Below are 17,190 nucleotides of genomic sequence, written 5' to 3' on the forward strand. Positions count from 1 at the left end.
CCTGGAGCTAGAGCCATGCAACTGCGCGCCACACCCTTGAAGCCAGAAAGAGAGCCGTTTGACCCGGCCTATGACCCCAACCATGCCCGCAGCCCCGGCACGGGCAAGGACTATGCGCCGACCTACTGGATCGGCACTGCCGGTCCCGAACCGGAGGACGACGGTCCGATCACGGGCGATATCGATGTCGATGTTGCGATCATCGGGTCCGGCTATACCGGTCTCTCCTGCGCCATTCATCTGGCGCGCGAGCACGGCATCAAGGCAACGGTTCTGGAGGCCAATGGCGTCGCCTGGGGCTGCAGCACCCGCAACGGCGGGCAGGCACAGATTTCTGCCGGCCGCCTGAAGCGCTCGCAATGGATCGCCCGCTGGGGCGTGGACGTTGCCCGCAAGATGCATGCGGAGATTTCCGAGGGATTCGACCTCTTTCGCTCTCTCGTCCGCGAGCCCGAAATCGACTGCGATCCGCAGGATGGCGGCCATCTCTATATCGCCCACCGCGACAAGATGCTGCCGGCGTTGCAAAGCGAGGTCCGCGTCCTCAACGATACCTTCAGCTATCGCGCCCGCATGGTCTCGCGCGACGAGATCCACCGCGATTTCGTTCGCGACGAGGAAGCCCGCGGGGCGATGTATGAGCCCGATGGCATGGGCATCCATGCCGCCAAGCTCGCCTTCGGTTACCTCAGGCTTGCCCGCAAGCTGGGGGCAAAGGTGCATACGTCGAGCCCGGTACTTGATTGCACCGCCAAGGGCGGCATGCATTACCTGACGACGCCTGGCGGAACGGTGCGGGCGCGTGCCGTCTGCATTGCGACGGCCGGCTACACGTCACCCGGCATGAACGCGCTCACCCGCCACCGACTGATGCCGATCCTGTCGAACTCGATCGTCACTCGGCCGCTGACGGAAAGCGAGCAGAAGGCGCTGAACTTCAAGGCGCGCATCCCGCTCACTGATACGCGGACGCTGCGTCACTACTATCGCATGCTGCCGGATGGCCGGGTGCAGATCGGCAGCCGCAGCGCCATCACCGGACGCGACGCGAGCAATCCGAAGCATCTCGAGCTTCTGCTTGCCGGTCTCTACCGCAAGTTCCCGGCACTCCGCGGCATCGACATCGACTACTCCTGGTGGGGGTGGGTGGATGTCAGCCACGACATGATGCCGCGCATCTTCCAGCCGGACCGGAGCCAGAGGCTGTTCTACGCCATGGGCTATGGCGGCAACGGCGTGATGTATTCCGCCCAGGCCGGCCGTCGCATGGCCCAGATGGTCGCCGGCAAAGGCGGCGGCCTCGACCTTCCCATCTTCACTTCGCCTCTGCCGGGCCACGGGCTTCTGACGCCGTTCCGACGGCTCGGCCAATGGGGAATGTACCGCTGGTACTACCTCCGTGACGAGATCCTCTAACTCTCTGAAATAATACCAGGAAAGGAACCACCCCATGAAAATGACCACCGAGGAAGCCTTCGTCAAAGTTCTTCAGATGCATGGCCTCGAACATGCCTTCGGCATCATCGGCTCGGCCATGATGCCGGTGTCGGACCTGTTCCCGAAGGCCGGCATCAAATTCTGGGACTGCGCCCATGAGACCAATGCCGGCATGATGGCCGACGGCTTCAGCCGCGCCACGGGCACGATGTCGGTCGCGATCGGCCAGAACGGCCCCGGCGTCACCGGCTTCATCACCGCGATCAAGACCGCCTACTGGAACCACACGCCGCTTCTGATGGTCACGCCGCAGGCGGCCAACAAGACGATCGGGCAGGGCGGTTTCCAGGAAGTCGACCAGATGGCGATGTTCGAGGAGATGGTCTGCTACCAGGAAGAAGTACGCGATCCCTCGCGTATCCCTGAAGTCCTCAACCGGGTGATCGAAAAGGCCTGGCGCGGCTGTGCGCCGGCGCAGATCAACATTCCGCGCGACTACTGGACGCAGGTGATTGACGTCGACTTGCCGGCGATCGTTCGCTTCGAGCGCCCGGCTGGTGGCCCGCAGGCGATTGCCGAAGCGGCCAAGCTTTTGTCCGAGGCAAAATTCCCGGTCATTCTCAACGGCGCCGGCGTCGTCATCGGCAATGCCATCTCCGATTCCATGAAGCTCGCCGAGCGTCTCGACGCGCCAGTCTGCTGCGGCTACCAGCACAATGACGCCTTCCCGGGGAGCCATCGCCTGTCGGTCGGCCCGCTCGGCTACAACGGCTCGAAGGCTGCGATGGAGCTGATCTCCAAGGCCGATGTTGTCTTGGCGCTCGGCACGAGGCTCAATCCGTTCTCGACGCTTCCGGGCTACGGCATCGACTACTGGCCGAAGAACGCCTCGATCATCCAGGTCGACATCAACGCCGACCGGATCGGGCTTACCAAGAAGGTGTCGGTCGGCATCTGCGGCGATGCCAAGCAGGTCGCCCGCCAGATCCTGGAGCTGCTCTCGCCGTCTGCCGGCGATGCCGGCCGCGAGGAGCGCAAGGCCGCGATCCACCAGACCCGCTCGGCCTGGCAGCAGCAACTCTCCTCGATGGATCACGAGGACGATGATCCGGGCACGGAATGGAACGAAAGCGCACGCTCGCGCGAGCCGAACCGCATGTCACCGCGCCAGGCCTGGCGTGCGATCCAGGCGGCCCTGCCGAAGGAAGCGATCATCTCCACCGACATCGGCAACAACTGCGCGATCGGCAATGCCTATCCGACCTTCGAAGCGGGCCGCAAATATCTGGCGCCGGGCATGTTCGGCCCCTGCGGCTACGGTTTCCCGTCGATCGTCGGCGCCAAGATCGGTTGCCCTGATGTGCCAGTGGTCGGTTTTGCCGGTGACGGTGCCTTCGGCATCTCGATGAACGAGATGGGCTCGATCGGCCGCGAGGGATGGCCGGCGATAACGATGGTGATCTTCCGCAACTACCAATGGGGTGCCGAAAAGCGCAACACGACGCTCTGGTACGCCAACAACTTCGTCGGCACGGAGCTCAACCCCAACCTCTCCTACGCCAAGGTGGCTGAAGGCTGCGGCCTGAAGGGTGTTGCCGTTAATACGACGGCGGCGCTGACTGAGGCGCTGTCTACTGCGATCGCCGACCAGAAGAAGGGCGTGACAACCTTCATCGAAGTCATCCTCAACCAGGAGCTCGGCGAACCCTTCCGCCGCGACGCGATGAAGAAGCCGGTGCCCGTTGCCGGTATCGATCGCGCCGACATGCGCCCCCAGAAGCGGGCCTGATCCTCGATTACGTCAAGCCCCGCCCGGTACCCCGGGCGGGGCGAAGCCACCCGCAGATGACCGGAACAGAACCATGACCTTCGTCGCCTCCGTCCACGAACGCTTCCGAAGCGTACCCTCCGGCTTTGCGGCCTACTGGCCTGGCTTTGCCGTTACCGCGGCGGTAGCCGTCGCTGCCCAATTCCTTTCCGACCACTACGGCGCGCCGGCCATGCTCATGGCGCTCCTGCTCGGCATCGCCTTTCACTTTCTGTCCGAGGAAGGGCGTTGCGTCGCCGGCATCGATTTCTGTGCCAAGAAAGTGCTGCGCATCGGTGTGGCGCTGCTCGGCATGCGCATCAGCGTCGACCTCCTCATCGGGCTTGGCGCAAGCACGATCCTGCTCCTCATCTCAGCCATCGCCGCGACCATCGGCTTCGGCCTGCTTGCCGCAAAGCTTCTCGGGCGTGGCTGGCGGCTAGCGCTTATCACCAGCGGTTCGGTCGCAATCTGCGGAGCGTCTGCAGCGATGGCGATCGCAGCCGTTCTTCCAAAGAACGAATTTTCCGAGCGCAACCTGATCTTCACCGTGCTTTCGGTCACCGTGCTCTCGACACTTGCGATGATTGCCTATCCGATCCTCGCCCAGACCATGGGGCTCGACGCGCGCGCCACGGGCATCTTCTTCGGTGGCACCATCCATGACGTCGCGCAGGTCGTCGGCGCAGGCTTCTCGGTCTCGCCGGAGGCGGGCGAAACGGCGACGCTCGTCAAGCTGATCCGCGTCACCATGCTGGCGCCGGTCGTGCTCATCTTTTCGCTGTCACTGCGCAAAGTACCGCAGCCTGAGGGAGAGACCGGTAAGCGCCCGCCGCTCTTGCCCGGCTTCGTCGTCGCCTTCCTGATCTTTGCAGCGCTGAATTCCTTCGGTTTCGTGCCGGAACTGGTGGCCAAGGCCGGCATGGAAACGTCGCGCTGGGCGCTGCTTGCCGGCATCGTCGCCGTCGGCATGCGCACGTCGCTTCGCCGCGTGCTCGATGTCGGTGGCGACGCCGTCGCGCTGATCGTCGCCGAAACCGTCTTTATCGCTCTCTTCATCCTCGTCGGCATTCACTATCTGGGGCACGCCTGATGAAACCGCTCGATCGCATTATCGAGGCCGCTAAAGCCGCCCCGCGCCATATCGTGCTCGCCGAGGGCGAAGACCCACGCATCGTCGAAGGCGCCTTGCGCGCCGTGCGCGCCGGTATCGCCAAGATCACGCTCGTCGGCGACAGGAAAATCGTCGCGGAGGAGTTGCACGCCGCCGGCGGCGCACCAGACGAAATCCGCATCGAGGATCCGACTTCGTCTGCGCTGACTGAGCACCTTGCCGTTGCCTACCACGATCTCCGTCGTAGCAAAGGTGTCGACGAAGCGGCCGCGGCAGCAGCCGTACGCTCGCCTCTTGTCTTTGCGGCCATGATGGTCCGCGAGGATCAGGCAGACGGAACGGTCGGGGGCGCTGTCGCCACCACCGCCGATACCGTGCGCGCCGCACTCCAGACCATCGGCCGGGCACCGGATGTCGGACTGGTGTCGAGCTTCTTCCTGATGATGCTCTGCGCGCCGCACCACGAAAAGAAGGGCGCCTTCGTTTTCGCCGATTGCGGGTTGGTTGTGGATCCTGACGCCACCGGCCTTGCCGATATCGCCGTGACCTCGGCACGCTCCTACGAGGCGCTCTCCGGCAAACCGGCGAAGGTGGCGATGCTCTCGTTCTCGACGGCCGGCAGTGCCGCGCATGAGCGCGTTTCGAAGGTGGTGGAGGCGACGCGCCTGGCCCATGCCTCAGCGCCGGGATTGGTGATCGACGGGGAATTGCAATTCGACACCGCTTTTGTCGAGGCCGTCAGCGCGGCAAAGGCGCCGCAATCGGCGCTGCATGGCGAGGCCAATGTCTTTGTCTTCCCCAACCTCGACGCGGCAAACATCGGCTACAAGATCGCCCAGCGCATCGGCGGCGCCACCGCCATCGGCCCGATCCTGCAGGGGCTTGCGAAGCCTGCCAACGATCTCTCGCGCGGCTGCAACGCCGACGACGTCTTCCACATGATCGCCGTCACAGTCGTTCAGGCGTCGGACAGGAAGTCGGCCGGCTAAGTAGCGCAAGTGACAGCGAACCGCCTTGCCGGTTGAGCCTTGCAAAGCTATCACCTTTGGGTCGAATTGGACCATCGGCGGTCCATCGACTGTCGACCTAAAGGAGAGACCGAACAATGACTTGGGCGTCAAGGATCATCGTCTTTCTTACCATGGCCTTCGTATCGTCGGGTATGGCAACAGCAGAGGAGGCCGCGTCGCCTGACGATGATCTCACGATCCTATTGAGGGCGGATAAGGGCGCGCTCACGCTCGAATACCGCAAGCCAGGCCAACGTCTCGTAGATGATCCCACCGTCCAATGCGCCGTTGGCGCTCGGTTCACGCTTCCCGCCGGCGCGGTGGTGAACCTCGAACTCGTCTCGACGGACATCGTCTATAGCTTCGAAGTACCGGGCTATGTCGAGCAGGTAGATCTCGTGCCCGGCCTCGTGAATTATCGGCAGATCGAGACGCCTGCCGAAACCGGCCAGGCCGACGGCGTGCTTCAAGTGCACCCTGATGGTTTGAAGAAGGCCATCGCAGTGCGCTTCAACAAAGAGCAAAGCGCTTTCGACGCCCGAATGCTGTGCGCCAACTAGGAGCACGATCTTCTCGCAGCGAAACCTTCGTGTTCGCGGCGGAGCAAAGCTCGGTTGCCGCGCAGGCTGTCGGTCACGACGTCATGATGAAGGGCCGGCATGTCTCCGGCGGCAGGCCATCAAGTACAAGTTTTCGGAACGCAGCGTCGACTTCCCGGGGAGGCATTTCCGGTCGCTCCTCCAGCCACCAGCGCAGAACGGCGTTGAACGTGGAGACCATGTGACGGATCACGAGGTCACGCGGAAGAGCGGCATGCATCGTGGCGGGGAGCGACTGGCGAAGGACCTCCGCAAGCACCCCGTCAACCGCATCGCGAACGATGCCGCCTCCGCGTCCGCCGGCAAGTGCGACCTGGATGTCCGCGTGTTCGGCGACATGCTCGAACAAGGCGCGGCTGGGATCCCACGCCTCTTCTCGCTCCCGCTCGCGTGGCGATGAGATCGTCTTGTCTTTTGCAGTCACCAGCAGATCGCGCAGACGCTCCAGACTGCGTTTCAGAAGGTCGTCTTTCGACGTGAAGTGCGCATAGAACGTCGACCGCCCGATATTCGCCTCGGTCAGGATGTCTTCGACGGTGATCAGTTCGTAGTGCTTGCGGCGTATCAAGGCGAGAAGAGCTTCACAGAGCGCCGTGCGCGTTCGGGCCACGCGTCGATCGATCGGCAAGTTTGTTCTCCTTTTTCCGAACGAGCGCGCGTTGCAGTCCCATTCGGTACACGAGGCGCCCTTCTGTTTCGCAACTTCCGAACACCGTGTTCCGGATCGTGCTAGCCGAATGTCGTCTAGTCAACATCGAGGAACAGCCATGGTTGCGCTTTCTGCAACGTCCCCTCTCTCTTCCCCATTTCGAAAAGCGGGTGCCTGCGCGCTTTTCCTGCTCACCCTGACGAGCGTGCATCACGCCTATGGCGCCTACATCTATAAAACACCGTGGCGTCTCCATATCGTCCAGTTGGCCGTGCCGGCGGCAATAGTCATTGTGGCCGCCCTGTTCGTTGGCCGGTCGAGGAGCGGGACCACAGCTGGACGTGTCGCGACCTGGCTGGCCGCCCTTGTCGTGCTCGCCTTTCCGGTCGCAATGATCGGCATCTACGAGGGAGGCTGGAACCATGTGGTCAAGAACGCCGCCTATTTCGGCTTCGGAACAGATGCAGCACGGTCCCTGTTTCCCGAGCCCGTGTACCGGTTGCCGGATAATTTGCTTTTTGAATTGACGGGGATCGCCCAATTCCCGCTCGCCGTCATCACCGCGCTGAATACGCTCGCCCTGTTGCGGCGTCCCGTCCGGTGATCGGATTTAGGTGCCGGCGGCCGCGCCGGTCGTTCGGATAAGGCAACGCTGCGAACAAGCGCCGTCAGGCGATTGTTCGTGCGCTATCCGTCATCAGCTTCAGCCCGAGTGCGCCCACCACGGCGCCGGCGGCGCGGTCGATCCAGGTCTTGGAGCGCAGGTAGACGACCCGCGGGCCGTGGGAGGAAAAGCCGAGGGCGACGATTGCGTACCACGCGAACTCGTTGATGAAGAGCAGCGGGGGCAGGGCGAGAAGCATCCAGGTAGGCGCCGGCGACGGCAACAGCGCGGCGAACATCGAGGCGTAGAAGATCGCCGTCTTCGGGTTGGAGATCTGAACGAAGAGCCCCCGCAGCAGGGATTTCCAGAGCGTGCTCGGCTGGTCGGCGGGTGTCTCGGCAATCATTATCTTCTGCGGTGCGGCCCGCCAGATGCTTATGCCGATCCAGGCGAGATAGGCGCCACCGGCGAGCCTCAGGAGGATGTTGAGCCATTCAACCTGAAGAAGGATCGCCGTCAGGCCGGCGACCGCAATACAGGCGAAGAAAAAGCCGCCAATGCCCATGCCGACCGCTGCCATCAATCCATCGGCGCGGGACCGTGCGATCGCGATCCGCGACACCACGATGAAGCTCGGCCCGGGGCTCATGGCTCCAAGCAGGAAGACGCCCAGGATGGAGGCAAGAATTGCAAGTTCATGCATGTCACTATCCTCTCTTTAGAACGCTGCTGCCGTCGACGCAGGGCGAGTATGAAACGCGTTGCGTCATCCCACAATCGGGCATGTCCGCTCCCGCTCTCTCCGTGGAGAGAGTGGGAGACGTTCGTCAAGAATGACCTTCCTCGATCTTCGGGAGGAACCACGCGAGAAGCCCCGCAAGCGGAAGGAACGAGCAGATATAATAGACCGTTTCGACGCCGTAACTATCGGCCAGTATCCCGAGAAGCGCTGCCGCAATGCCGCCGAGACCGAAGTTCAAGCCGTAGAACAGCCCGCCGATAAGCCCGATGCGGTTCGGCAACAGCTCGATGGCGTAGATCAGGATCGATGCGAAGGCGCTTGCCATGATCAGGTTGATCATCACCGTCAGCACGCCGGTCCAGAACAGATCGGCATGTGGCAGGATCAGCGTCAGGGGAAGCGGCCCCAGAACCGAGATCCAGATGATCCGGTAGCGCCCGATGCGATCGCCGACAATCCCTCCGATCAGTGCGCCTGCGGCCGAGGCGAGCAGGAAGATGAACAACATCATCTGTGCGGAAGGGATGGAGAGGCCGAACTTCTCCATGAGGTAGAAGGTGTAGAACGAGCGGAAACTTTCGCCATAGGCGTTCTTGGTGAACATCAGCAGCGTCAGGACCACCAGAGCGGCGCCAATCGTCGCCGGCGCGTGGCGGATGCTGCCCGCCCTCTTGCTGTCCGCCCGCAGCGCCATGAATGCGGCGCTGATCTCCCGCTGCTTGCCGCCGATCCACGCGAGAAGCACCATCGCCAGCAACGCCAGGGCGGCGAACCAGGCGAGGCTCGGCTGCCCCCAGGGAACGATGATCACCGCGGCAAAAACCGGACCGAGTGCGCCGCCTGCCTGGCCGCCGACCTGAAACAGTCCCTGCGCCAATCCCTGCCGGCCGCCGGCGGCATAGCGCGCCATGCGCGTGGCTTCCGGGTGGAAAATGGACGACCCGATGCCGATCAGCGCGACAGAGACAAGGATCATGGCATAGCTATCGGCAAGGGCGAGGCTGACCAGGCCCGAGAGCGTGAACATCATCCCGACGACTGGCGAATAGGGGGCGGGGTGTTTGTCCGTGACCATGCCGATCGCCGGCTGCAGCAGAGACCCGGCAATCTGGAAGGTCATGGTGATCATGCCGATCTGCACGAAGTCGAGCGCATAGGCGTCCTTCAGGATCGGATAGGCGGCCGGGATCAGCGACTGCATGAGGTCGTTGAGGAGATGGGTGACCCCGAGAACGACCAGGACGGCCAGATGCGTCTTCGGGCGTGTCACGGCAGGGATGGCGACTGTCATGGTTGATTTCTTGACTCCAGGATGCCGTGAAACGGCCTGCGGCGATGCCGCGCGGCGGGGAGCTTATGCATCCTCCGATAGGCGGGCAACCACCGGATGACGCTGCGCGCGAAAAAATGAGCTGTCGGGGCGGGAGGTTAGGCTCGCACGGGCACTTTCTTGGCCAACCTTCCTCTGAGGACGCCCCGGAGCTTGCCGGCAAGGCGCGGTTCTTGCTCCGCCGCCTCGTTCGCCCCGACTCAGGCCTCCCCCCGCGAGACAGGTCTCACGGCGCTGTCGGCTTTCGGGTGGCAAGGTCCGCGATCGCGAGGAAAACACCGATCGCGAGGAATACGGCAAGGACCAGCGCCGCTCCAGTTGCACCCGTCACGTCGAGCTGCATCGCAGCAAGCGGCAGCACGGCCAGGATCGTCAGGTTGTTGAGGCTTTCCGAAAGCGAAAGCACCTGACCTTTTTCCTCTCCGGCGAGGCTCGCAAGAATGGCGGTGCTCGTCGGTGCGGCGAGCCCCAAGGCAAAGCCCCATGCCGTCAGGAAAACGAGGTCTCCCGTGAACGACAGGGGGTTGAGCATGAAGCCGCCGACCGCCGCACTCAGGAGGAACAGCGCAACGATCAGCGTGCGATTGTCACCGCGAAACAGCCGTGCGGCTCGGCCGACGCCGAGGTTGCCAAGCAAGAGTCCCAGACCGAAAGCCGAGATGGAGACGCCGGTGGCCCCAACGCCGAAGTCATAACGAAGCCGCAGGACCTCGCCGGCAAGAAGGAAACCGCCGACAGCCGTTCCGTTCCAAAGGCCTTTCGCGGCCAGGGGGCGGATCAAATTGCCACGGCCGAGCCAGACAGGACGCCCCATCTTCGGCACTGGGGGATTTCCCGCCCGGGCGGGAATCGCACTCCGGGCTATGGCAACTGTCGAGGCAGCCGGCGGCAGTCACCAGGAAAGGCGCACGCCAATCGAATGCCTCCGTCAGGACGCCGGCGATGACCGGCCCCGAGACGATGCCTGATGTCATGCCTATCATCGCGGCGGATTGTCGGTGCGCGGGGATGATGTCTGCCACCAGGGCAAAGGCCGTCGGAATCAGAGCCGCCGACGCCAGGCCGCCGAAGACCCGCAGGACGATCGCTGCCCCGAAGCTCGGCGCGATCGTCAGCGCGAGGCCGTCAATCGAGAACAGAACCAGCGACACGAGCAGAAGTCGGCGACGGTCTATGCGATCGGAAAGGTAGCCGAAGATCGGCGCGGCCACGGCATAGGAAAGCGCGTAGCTGCTGACGAGCCATGCGGCGTGCGCCGGCGTCGTCTCGAAGGCCACGGCCAGGGGCGAAAGCATCGCCGACAGCATGAACTCGGTCGCGCCGACAAAGAAAACGGCAAGCGCGAGGGTGGGCAAAATGAAGCGTGAGGGCACGGATTATCGTCCTTGAGCTTGAGAAGCAGGAGAGAACCGGCGCGCGAAGACGTCTAGCCCGTTCGTGGCGCCGGAAGGATCGAAGCGTTTTTTTTGGGGGGGGAGAGTGTCGGCGCTGCGGACCCCGATGGTTCGGGTCATGGCGATGCGAATGAATGCTCGCCTAAGCTGAATACGACAAGGAACCTCTAGCAAAGAGGTTTAGGGAACACAACAGTTCTTCCCGATCGGTATCCGAAACGAACCGCTGGGTGGCCAGCCGCGCTATCGCGCGACCGGCCCATTCAGGCGCTCGTGGTCAAGGCAGACCCTGGCCTCACATGATCTGCGGTGGAACGCTCAGACCTGCCGGTCAATCGGCCGGTCCAGCGCCCAGCGTCCGATCCCATGGGCGCTGAGATAGGCAAAGACGCCGATCCATACCGTCGAAAGCTGAAAGCCCGTGCCGCGTGGGATCATCACCACAACCAGAATGACGATCATCTGGATGAAGAGCATGAAGGCGAGGGGGCGGGTCAGAAGCCCGAGCGCAATTGCGATACCGCCGAAAAGCTCCAAGGCGATAGTCAGATAGGCGAGCGGCCGGATCGAGGCCCCGACTCTGGAAAAGCTCGATGTCACGGGGCATGTCGCCGTTGAAGAGCTTTTCCCAGCCGAACCAGCTCATGACTTCACCCGTCGTGATCCTCAGCATCAAGTAATGCGACAAAGGCCGCGGTGAGGTTGAAGATCAGATAAAGTCCGGTGCTGCTCCCAGATCCGGCAGAACCATGGCATGCGTGGTAGCCTGTGTCACGGGAAGTTCCTTCCATGAATGAGCATTCGTTGTGAGGAGATGCGTGCGGCTCAGCACATGCCGCCGTTTGCCCGGATGACCTGGCCATTGATCCACGCGCCTTCCGGTCCGGCGAGGAACGAGACGACACGGGCGATATCCTCGGGGTCAGCGAGCCGTTCGAGGGGGTTCATCTTTGCCATGCGCTCCAGCAGTTCAGGGCTCTTTCCGCTCAGGAACAGCTCCGTCGCGACAGGCCCGGGGGCGATCGCGTTCACGCGAATTCCGCGGCCACGCATCTCTTGCGCCAGCACCTGGGTCAGTCCTTCGACCGCCGCCTTGGTGGCAATGTAGATGCCATAGGTCGGCAGGCGCATTCCAATCACGCTCGACGAGACGTTGATGATCCGGCCGTCGTTGCGCAGTCGTTTCGCCGCCTCGCGGCAGACGTTGAACGCGCCCTTCAGGTTTATCGCGATGGTATCGTCGACGACGTCGTCGGTGACGTCGGCAATCGGTGCAAGCTTCATGATGCCGGCGCTGTTGACGACGACGTCCACCCCGCCGAAGGCTTGCGTGGCCGTGTCGAACATCGCGGCAACCGCGCCGGCGTCGCTGACATCCGCTTGAATGACGCGTGCGTCGCCACCGCCGCCGATGATTTCGTCCGCGACCGCCTTGGCCGCCTCAGTGCGTCCCGCATAGTTCACGACAATCTTGAAGCCGTCACCGGCGAGGCGCCTGGCGATTTCCGCCCCAATGCCCCGCGACGCTCCGGTAACCAGCGCGACCTTGTTGCTGTTGCTCATGTGCCAAGCCTTTCAGGTGTTCCGTCTATTGATCGCGAGGAGGATACGCCTAGCATGAGAGAAGAAAAAATGCATAATTTGCAGGAGATAAATTACTGAAAGTATGAGTTGTCATGACGTTTGATGCGCGCTTGCTCAGCGGGATCGGAGTGCTTTCAGCAGTCGTCGAGGCCGGCAGCTTTGCACGGGCCGGTGAAGCAATGGGGTTGACTCAGCCTGCGGTCAGCCGCGCAGTGGCCCGATTGGAGGAGCGCGTCGGCATACGTATTTTCAATCGAAGCGCCCGGGCAATCTCGCTGACGGACGAGGGGCGGCGCTTTTATGAACTCGTCGCGCCACTTCTTTCGGCAATCGAGGAGGCCGCGATCATGGCCGGCGGCACCAAAACGCACGTGCGTGGCAAGCTGCGGATCAATGTCGATGGGACCTTCGGGCACTTCGTGCTCGCCCCGAGGATCAATGACTTTCTCGAACGCTATCCGGAACTGTCGGTCGAGATCTTCGTGCGTGACTCGATCGGCGATTTTGTCGGCGAGGGGACGGACGTTGCCGTACGCTTCGGCGAGCCTGGCGCCCATTCGATGCATACGGAGCTGCTGCTGGAAACGCGTGTGTTCACCTGCGCGTCGGCGCAATACCTAAAGAAATATGGCAGGCCGCAAGTGCCAGCCGATCTTTCGCACGGGCACCAATGCGTCCTCATCCGCGACCCGGCGACCGGGCGCCCCTTCGCCTGGGAGTTTCAGAGCCGTGGCGAAGCCATACCGTTCGCGGCGACCGGCCGGGTCATGGTCAATGACACGGGCTCACTGATTGCCGCCTGCCGCAGCGGCGCGGGGATCGCGCAATTGCTCGAGATCTATGTCAGGGACGAATTGTCGGACGGCGATCTGATCCAGATCCTGCCGGACTGGTCAGAAGAAACCTTTCCGCTCCATGCCTATTATCGCCGCTCGGACCTGATGCCTGCAAAACTCCGCGCCTTTCTCGACTTCGTACGCGAGATCGTCGCTTAGCCGCTTCGGATCGCTCTATCCCGCGTTGGGCCGCCACCGCACATGCTCGATGAGCGCGCGCAGCTTCGGCGCAAGGTTCCGTCGATTGGGAAAGTAGAGATAAAAGCCCGCGAACGGCGGGAAATAGTCCTCGAGAAGCGGCACCAGCTGTCCCGCAGAAACATAGGGTCTGAAGGTTTCCTCCATGCCGAAGGTGATGCCGCCTCCGGCGCAGGCGGTCCGGATCATCAGCGACATGTCGTTGGTGGTGATCTGCGGGTTCACCGCCACGTCGAACTCGCGCCCATCCTTGCCGAACTCCCAGCGATAAGGTGCAGTTTGAGGCGCCGGACGCCAGCCGATGCATCGGTGCTGGGCGAGGTCCGACGGTTGCATGGGCTTGCCGAAGCGTTCGATATAGGATGGCGCCGCGACAGCGGTCTGGCGTTGCTCGGCCGATACCGGGACTGCGATCATGTCCTGCTCGATGACTTCGCCGAGCCGCACCCCGGCATCATAGCCTTGGGCCACGATGTCGAACTCCTCGTCCGTGACGGTCACATCGATCTGGATCGTGGGGTAGGCCTCGGCAAAGCTTGCGAGCAGCGCCCCTGATATAAACCTTTCGGCGATCGAGGACACCGCCAGCCGCAACAGCCCGGTTGGGGCCATGTCCCGGTCGGCTGTGGCGTCCAGGGCCAGGCCGACCTCCGCGAGGGCTGGGGCAACGCGCAAGTAAAGTTGCGCGCCAGCCTCCGTAAGGCTGACGCTGCGTGTCGTCCGCTGCACGAGTGCAACGCCGAGCCGATCTTCCAGCCGCCGCAGAGACTGGCTTACGGCCGATCGGGTAACGCCCAGATGCTCGGCAGCCGCGCGAAAACTCCGCGCCTCGGCGACGGCCATGAAGACGGAGATGGCATTAAGATCGACGGCCATTGGACGGCTCAACTTACCAGTGTCGGTGTGATTGGGCAGAGTGATGATGCAATCTTGGCCCGCCGATCGACAACCTTCAAGGCATCAAAGAATGTCGCCGCGAGTTCTACCGCGCCTGTGATCGCCTCCAGAAGGCCTGCCGCGATCGCAAGAGCCCGGCAGAGCCTTCACTTCTTCCCCACCTCCCGCGCGAGAAACGGCGCAATGGACATGCGGCCGCAGAGGCGGGGCGGGAGACACGCGGCAACCATCATTGGCACCAAAGGATCGGGGCGATCCCGGTAACGACGGTCTTCACGTGCTCCCCTTCCGCAATCACCTTTCGCGGTAAAACACCATGCCGCCATGGTGCAGCACGTCATCGATGAACTCGCCATCGGCCGTGAAGCCGGTGTCATCCCAGTAGTCGATCTGGTTGCCGGTCACTTCGTAGCGCCCCTGATAGGCGCTCTTTCGGTTTCCGCGCGCCTCGTCATAACGGCCGTTCGGCAACAGTTCCTGGCGGATCCGCCCGTCCTCGGTCACCCACATGCCGACATAGGGATGATCTGCTTGCTTGCTTTGAGCCTCGCTGCTCATGACGTCCTCCGCGACGGCTTGACGGGAGATCGGCGCGTCGGCAGATGCCAGACCGGCAACAAGGGTGGCGGCGGCAAGCTTGGGGAGATTGTTCATGGCTGCTCTCCCGCAGACTTGTCCTTGCCCGCTTCGGCCCGTTCGGCAAAGAGCTGCGACAAGGATTGCGAGGCAGCAATGGCGCGGGGAAATCCGGCCGGAACGGTTACCATGTAGATGATTTCCTTGAGTTCATCCTCGGAAACACCGATGTTGAGCGCGTATCCGGCATGGACATTCATCAGCTCCGTCAGGCCCATCGCAGCGAAGGCGGCGACCGCTGCCAGTTGCCGCGTCCGGTTGTCGAGACCCGGGCGAGCCCAGACGTCGCCAAGGGCATAGGCCTCGGTCGCATCGGCAAGGAAGGGAAACTCCTGCCGCATCCGTTCCAGGTTGGGCTGCGTCACGCCATTGTTGAGGGTCCGGATGACGGCGGCGCCGCGTTCGCGACGCTCCTCCAGGGATTGGGCGAAGGCGACCTCCGGCGAAAGGCCCAGGAAAACCGCCGTACCTGCGGCTGCGAATTGCGATTGAATGCGATCAAGCACGTTTCTCTCCTCGATAGATTGTCTGTTGGGACATCCGACGATCGCGAACGTCGCCGTTCCTCCGGCTATTCGATGCCGGGGAGGGCGCGACAAGCGCGCGTCCTATCCGCGTCTGCTGAATTTGGGGGAGGCGCTGTCATTCGGAGCGCCGAAAGTCAGCGGGCCCTGTCCAGTTCCTCCTCCGTCTTGCGTTGCAGTGTCGACGCAAAAGGTAGGCGGGGAAGATTGGAACGATAAGACGCCGATTTCGATCCATACTGGTAAATCTGACTAACCAGTCGGAATACTGTTCGGTGGCACGCTCATCGCGACCATGTCAGTTATGACAGGCCAATTTTGTTCTCTCGGGTACGGGCCCTTGGCGTGATTGCGGCGGCACCACCGTTTGACTTCGAAATCACTTACAAGAACGCGCCAGCCTCGCGGCTCAGCGTGTCGATCAGCAGGCAGACACCGGGCAGCATGCCGCGGCTCGCAGGATGTATCAGCGAAATATCCAGTCCGGGGCCGGCTCAGCCAGGCAATATCTGTATGGCGGTTCCCTCGGCGACCATCCTGCGGCCGATGACGGTTGGCAGGCGGCCGATGCCGATCCCGGCCTCGATAGCCTCCGAGATGGCGCGGACGCTGTTGGCACACATGCGCGGCTTGAACTCAACCTTCACCGGGTCTTGCGCCGCATGGTGGAGTGTCCAGGTCTGGCTTTCGCCCGGTGCGATCTGCTCGCCGATCAACGGATAGGTTGTTAGGTCGGAAGGCAGCAGTGACATGCCGTGCGCCGCGATCAGCGCCGGTGCTGCAAAGATAGACGCTTCGGTGCGTCCGATCTTGCGGGCGATCAGGGACGAATCCTCGAGATTGCCGATCCTCGGGAACGTTCCGCCTCTCGACCTCGGCATGGACAATCTCCAGATGATCCGCAACGCCCAATTCCCGCCGGCGCTATCGCCGCCGGCCGTGCAGCCACAGGAACGCTTCATCGCGGGCGGCGAGGGAAATCCGAAGCTGCGGGCCGTCGTTCTCGATCCGGCGCCGGAGCGCCCGAACAAGCCGGCAATCCTGCATCTGCACGGTGGTGGACTGGTCGTTGGCAAGCCCGAAGTCGCCGTTCCCGAACTGCAGCAATTGTCCGCGGAACTGGGCGCGCTTATCGTTTCGATCGACTACCGCCTTGCACCCGAGCATCCGTTCCCGGCTGGGTTCGAGGACGCATACGCGGCGCTCGGCTGGCTGCATCAGGCTGCGGTCGAGCTTGGCGTTGATAGGAAGCGGATCGCCGTGATGGGCGAGAGTGCCGGCGCCGGACTTGCCGCTGCCGTCTCGCTCCGGGCACGTGACCGCGGCGAGTGGCCGATCCGCTTCCAGTTGTTGCGTTATCCAATGCTCGACGACCGCACTGTGTTGCGCTTGCCACCGGCTCACGTCGGAACCTTCATCTGGAACGCGCAGTCGAATGCTTTTGGCTGGACTTCCCTGCTCGGTCGCAAGCCGCTGACGGCGGAACCACCGGCGGAGGCGGTTCCGGCACGCGCCGTCGATCTTGCCGGCCTGCCATCCACCTGGATCGGCGTTGGCACACTCGACCTGTTCGCACAGGAATCGATACATTTCGCATCCCGTTTCGTTGTGGCCGGCGTGCCGGTCGAAATGTCCGTGGTTCCCGGCGCCTATCACGGCTTCGACACGATGGTACCGCAGGCGCGCATCTCGGCGGATTTCATCGCCGGCTGGAAATCGGCGCTGAGCCGATCTTTGGAAGTCGACTAAGGGGCAGGCGCACTGCACGGTTCGCGCCGCATGACTGCCAGGGCGCAAGAGGCTTTCCGCCCGAAGGCGGCATCTCGCTT

19 protein-coding genes are annotated in these 17,190 nt (G+C 63.0%); 8 read left to right on the forward strand and 11 right to left on the reverse strand.

Translation table 11 applies throughout. The features are described 5' to 3' along the window. The first annotated feature begins 15 nt into the window (after positions 1 to 15). From ASD63_RS09090 to ASD63_RS09110, 5 genes are all read left to right on the forward strand, one after another. A complete protein-coding gene (locus ASD63_RS09090; RefSeq protein WP_060529068.1) occupies positions 16 to 1,416 on the forward strand; it encodes an FAD-binding oxidoreductase in 1,401 nt (466 codons plus the stop codon). A 34-nt stretch (positions 1,417 to 1,450) separates the two neighbouring features. Continuing rightward, a complete protein-coding gene (gene xsc / locus ASD63_RS09095; protein WP_034790425.1) occupies positions 1,451 to 3,226 on the forward strand; it encodes a sulfoacetaldehyde acetyltransferase in 1,776 nt (591 codons plus the stop codon). A gap of 73 nt (positions 3,227 to 3,299) precedes the next feature. After that, positions 3,300 to 4,337, forward strand: coding sequence for a YeiH family protein (locus ASD63_RS09100; protein WP_034790424.1), 1,038 nt, complete (start codon positions 3,300 to 3,302; stop codon positions 4,335 to 4,337). Beyond that, on the forward strand, positions 4,337 to 5,347 hold the full coding sequence (gene pta / locus ASD63_RS09105; RefSeq protein ID WP_060529069.1) for a phosphate acetyltransferase: 1,011 nt from the start codon (positions 4,337 to 4,339) through the stop codon (positions 5,345 to 5,347). The genes ASD63_RS09100 and pta overlap by 1 nt, the downstream gene beginning before the upstream one ends. 116 nt (positions 5,348 to 5,463) lie before the next feature. After that, positions 5,464 to 5,928: a hypothetical protein gene (locus ASD63_RS09110; protein ID WP_060529070.1), complete on the forward strand. Its 465-nt coding sequence runs from the start codon at positions 5,464 to 5,466 to the stop codon at positions 5,926 to 5,928. Positions 5,929 to 6,001: 73 nt separating this feature from the next. On the opposite strand, the gene ASD63_RS09115 is transcribed toward ASD63_RS09110, so the two are convergent. Then, entirely contained in the window at positions 6,002 to 6,595 is a 594-nt protein-coding gene (locus ASD63_RS09115; RefSeq protein ID WP_051659196.1) for a TetR/AcrR family transcriptional regulator, read from the reverse strand. A gap of 139 nt (positions 6,596 to 6,734) precedes the next feature. Between ASD63_RS09115 and ASD63_RS09120 the strand changes: the two genes are divergently transcribed. Further along, complete coding sequence (locus ASD63_RS09120) at positions 6,735 to 7,220, forward strand: hypothetical protein (RefSeq protein WP_060529071.1); 486 nt, start codon at positions 6,735 to 6,737, stop codon at positions 7,218 to 7,220. 64 nt (positions 7,221 to 7,284) lie between these two features. On the opposite strand, the gene ASD63_RS09125 is transcribed toward ASD63_RS09120, so the two are convergent. The 6 genes from ASD63_RS09125 to ASD63_RS09145 form a co-directional block, all read right to left on the reverse strand. Beyond that, complete coding sequence (locus ASD63_RS09125; RefSeq protein ID WP_060529072.1) at positions 7,285 to 7,923, reverse strand: LysE family transporter; 639 nt, start codon at positions 7,921 to 7,923, stop codon at positions 7,285 to 7,287. A 124-nt stretch (positions 7,924 to 8,047) separates the two neighbouring features. Further along, positions 8,048 to 9,253 (reverse strand): MFS transporter, encoded by a 1,206-nt coding sequence (locus tag ASD63_RS09130; RefSeq protein WP_113187759.1) that lies wholly within the window; start codon positions 9,251 to 9,253, stop codon positions 8,048 to 8,050. A gap of 265 nt (positions 9,254 to 9,518) precedes the next feature. Then, complete coding sequence (locus ASD63_RS35625) at positions 9,519 to 9,929, reverse strand: MFS transporter (protein WP_200953457.1); 411 nt, start codon at positions 9,927 to 9,929, stop codon at positions 9,519 to 9,521. Positions 9,930 to 9,981: 52 nt separating this feature from the next. After that, positions 9,982 to 10,665 carry an MFS transporter gene (locus ASD63_RS35630; RefSeq protein ID WP_200953459.1) on the reverse strand — a complete coding sequence of 228 codons (684 nt, stop codon included), beginning with the start codon at positions 10,663 to 10,665 and terminating at the stop codon, positions 9,982 to 9,984. A gap of 339 nt (positions 10,666 to 11,004) precedes the next feature. Further along, a complete protein-coding gene (locus ASD63_RS09140; RefSeq protein WP_060529073.1) occupies positions 11,005 to 11,286 on the reverse strand; it encodes a DoxX family protein in 282 nt (93 codons plus the stop codon). Between the two features lie 225 nt (positions 11,287 to 11,511). Continuing rightward, positions 11,512 to 12,249 carry an SDR family oxidoreductase gene (locus tag ASD63_RS09145; RefSeq protein WP_060529074.1) on the reverse strand — a complete coding sequence of 246 codons (738 nt, stop codon included), beginning with the start codon at positions 12,247 to 12,249 and terminating at the stop codon, positions 11,512 to 11,514. 113 nt (positions 12,250 to 12,362) lie between these two features. On the opposite strand from ASD63_RS09145, the gene ASD63_RS09150 reads away from it, so the two are divergent. Next, positions 12,363 to 13,265, forward strand: a complete 903-nt coding sequence (locus ASD63_RS09150; protein ID WP_034790410.1) for a LysR family transcriptional regulator — start codon at positions 12,363 to 12,365, stop codon at positions 13,263 to 13,265. Between the two features lie 15 nt (positions 13,266 to 13,280). On the opposite strand, the gene ASD63_RS09155 is transcribed toward ASD63_RS09150, so the two are convergent. The 4 genes from ASD63_RS09155 to ASD63_RS09170 form a co-directional block, all read right to left on the reverse strand. After that, positions 13,281 to 14,180, reverse strand: coding sequence for a LysR family transcriptional regulator (locus ASD63_RS09155; RefSeq protein ID WP_034790409.1), 900 nt, complete (start codon positions 14,178 to 14,180; stop codon positions 13,281 to 13,283). Positions 14,181 to 14,495: 315 nt separating this feature from the next. Continuing rightward, positions 14,496 to 14,855 carry an Atu4866 domain-containing protein gene (locus tag ASD63_RS09160; protein WP_060529075.1) on the reverse strand — a complete coding sequence of 120 codons (360 nt, stop codon included), beginning with the start codon at positions 14,853 to 14,855 and terminating at the stop codon, positions 14,496 to 14,498. Next, complete coding sequence (locus tag ASD63_RS09165) at positions 14,852 to 15,331, reverse strand: carboxymuconolactone decarboxylase family protein (RefSeq protein WP_060529099.1); 480 nt, start codon at positions 15,329 to 15,331, stop codon at positions 14,852 to 14,854. The genes ASD63_RS09160 and ASD63_RS09165 overlap by 4 nt, the downstream gene beginning before the upstream one ends. 524 nt (positions 15,332 to 15,855) lie before the next feature. Then, entirely contained in the window at positions 15,856 to 16,242 is a 387-nt protein-coding gene (locus tag ASD63_RS09170; RefSeq protein ID WP_060529076.1) for a LysR substrate-binding domain-containing protein, read from the reverse strand. Here ASD63_RS09170 and ASD63_RS09175 point away from each other — a divergent pair. After that, positions 16,241 to 17,110, forward strand: coding sequence for an alpha/beta hydrolase (locus ASD63_RS09175; protein ID WP_060529077.1), 870 nt, complete (start codon positions 16,241 to 16,243; stop codon positions 17,108 to 17,110). The genes ASD63_RS09170 and ASD63_RS09175 overlap by 2 nt on opposite strands. The last annotated feature ends 80 nt before the right edge of the window (positions 17,111 to 17,190 follow it).

The sequence above is a fragment of the Ensifer sp. Root558 genome, assembly GCF_001427045.1.
Lineage (GTDB): Bacteria > Pseudomonadota > Alphaproteobacteria > Rhizobiales > Rhizobiaceae > Ensifer > Ensifer adhaerens.

Bases quoted from the DNA above. Each gene is read 5' to 3' on its own strand.
- ASD63_RS09120 (WP_060529071.1), top strand. From the start codon at position 6,735: ATGGTTGCGCTTTCTGCAACGTCCCCTCTCTCTTCCCCATTTCGAAAA.
- pta (WP_060529069.1), top strand. From the start codon at position 4,337: ATGAAACCGCTCGATCGCATTATCGAGGCCGCTAAAGCCGCCCCGCGC.
- ASD63_RS09155 (WP_034790409.1), bottom strand. From the start codon at position 14,180: ATGGCCGTCGATCTTAATGCCATCTCCGTCTTCATGGCCGTCGCCGAG.
- xsc (WP_034790425.1), top strand. From the start codon at position 1,451: ATGAAAATGACCACCGAGGAAGCCTTCGTCAAAGTTCTTCAGATGCAT.
- ASD63_RS09100 (WP_034790424.1), top strand. From the start codon at position 3,300: ATGACCTTCGTCGCCTCCGTCCACGAACGCTTCCGAAGCGTACCCTCC.
- ASD63_RS09110 (WP_060529070.1), top strand. From the start codon at position 5,464: ATGACTTGGGCGTCAAGGATCATCGTCTTTCTTACCATGGCCTTCGTA.
- ASD63_RS09170 (WP_060529076.1), bottom strand. From the start codon at position 16,242: ATGCCGAGGTCGAGAGGCGGAACGTTCCCGAGGATCGGCAATCTCGAG.
- ASD63_RS09130 (WP_113187759.1), bottom strand. From the start codon at position 9,253: ATGACAGTCGCCATCCCTGCCGTGACACGCCCGAAGACGCATCTGGCC.
- ASD63_RS09160 (WP_060529075.1), bottom strand. From the start codon at position 14,855: ATGAACAATCTCCCCAAGCTTGCCGCCGCCACCCTTGTTGCCGGTCTG.
- ASD63_RS09090 (WP_060529068.1), top strand. From the start codon at position 16: ATGCAACTGCGCGCCACACCCTTGAAGCCAGAAAGAGAGCCGTTTGAC.
- ASD63_RS09125 (WP_060529072.1), bottom strand. From the start codon at position 7,923: ATGCATGAACTTGCAATTCTTGCCTCCATCCTGGGCGTCTTCCTGCTT.
- ASD63_RS09175 (WP_060529077.1), top strand. From the start codon at position 16,241: ATGGACAATCTCCAGATGATCCGCAACGCCCAATTCCCGCCGGCGCTA.
- ASD63_RS09145 (WP_060529074.1), bottom strand. From the start codon at position 12,249: ATGAGCAACAGCAACAAGGTCGCGCTGGTTACCGGAGCGTCGCGGGGC.
- ASD63_RS09150 (WP_034790410.1), top strand. From the start codon at position 12,363: ATGACGTTTGATGCGCGCTTGCTCAGCGGGATCGGAGTGCTTTCAGCA.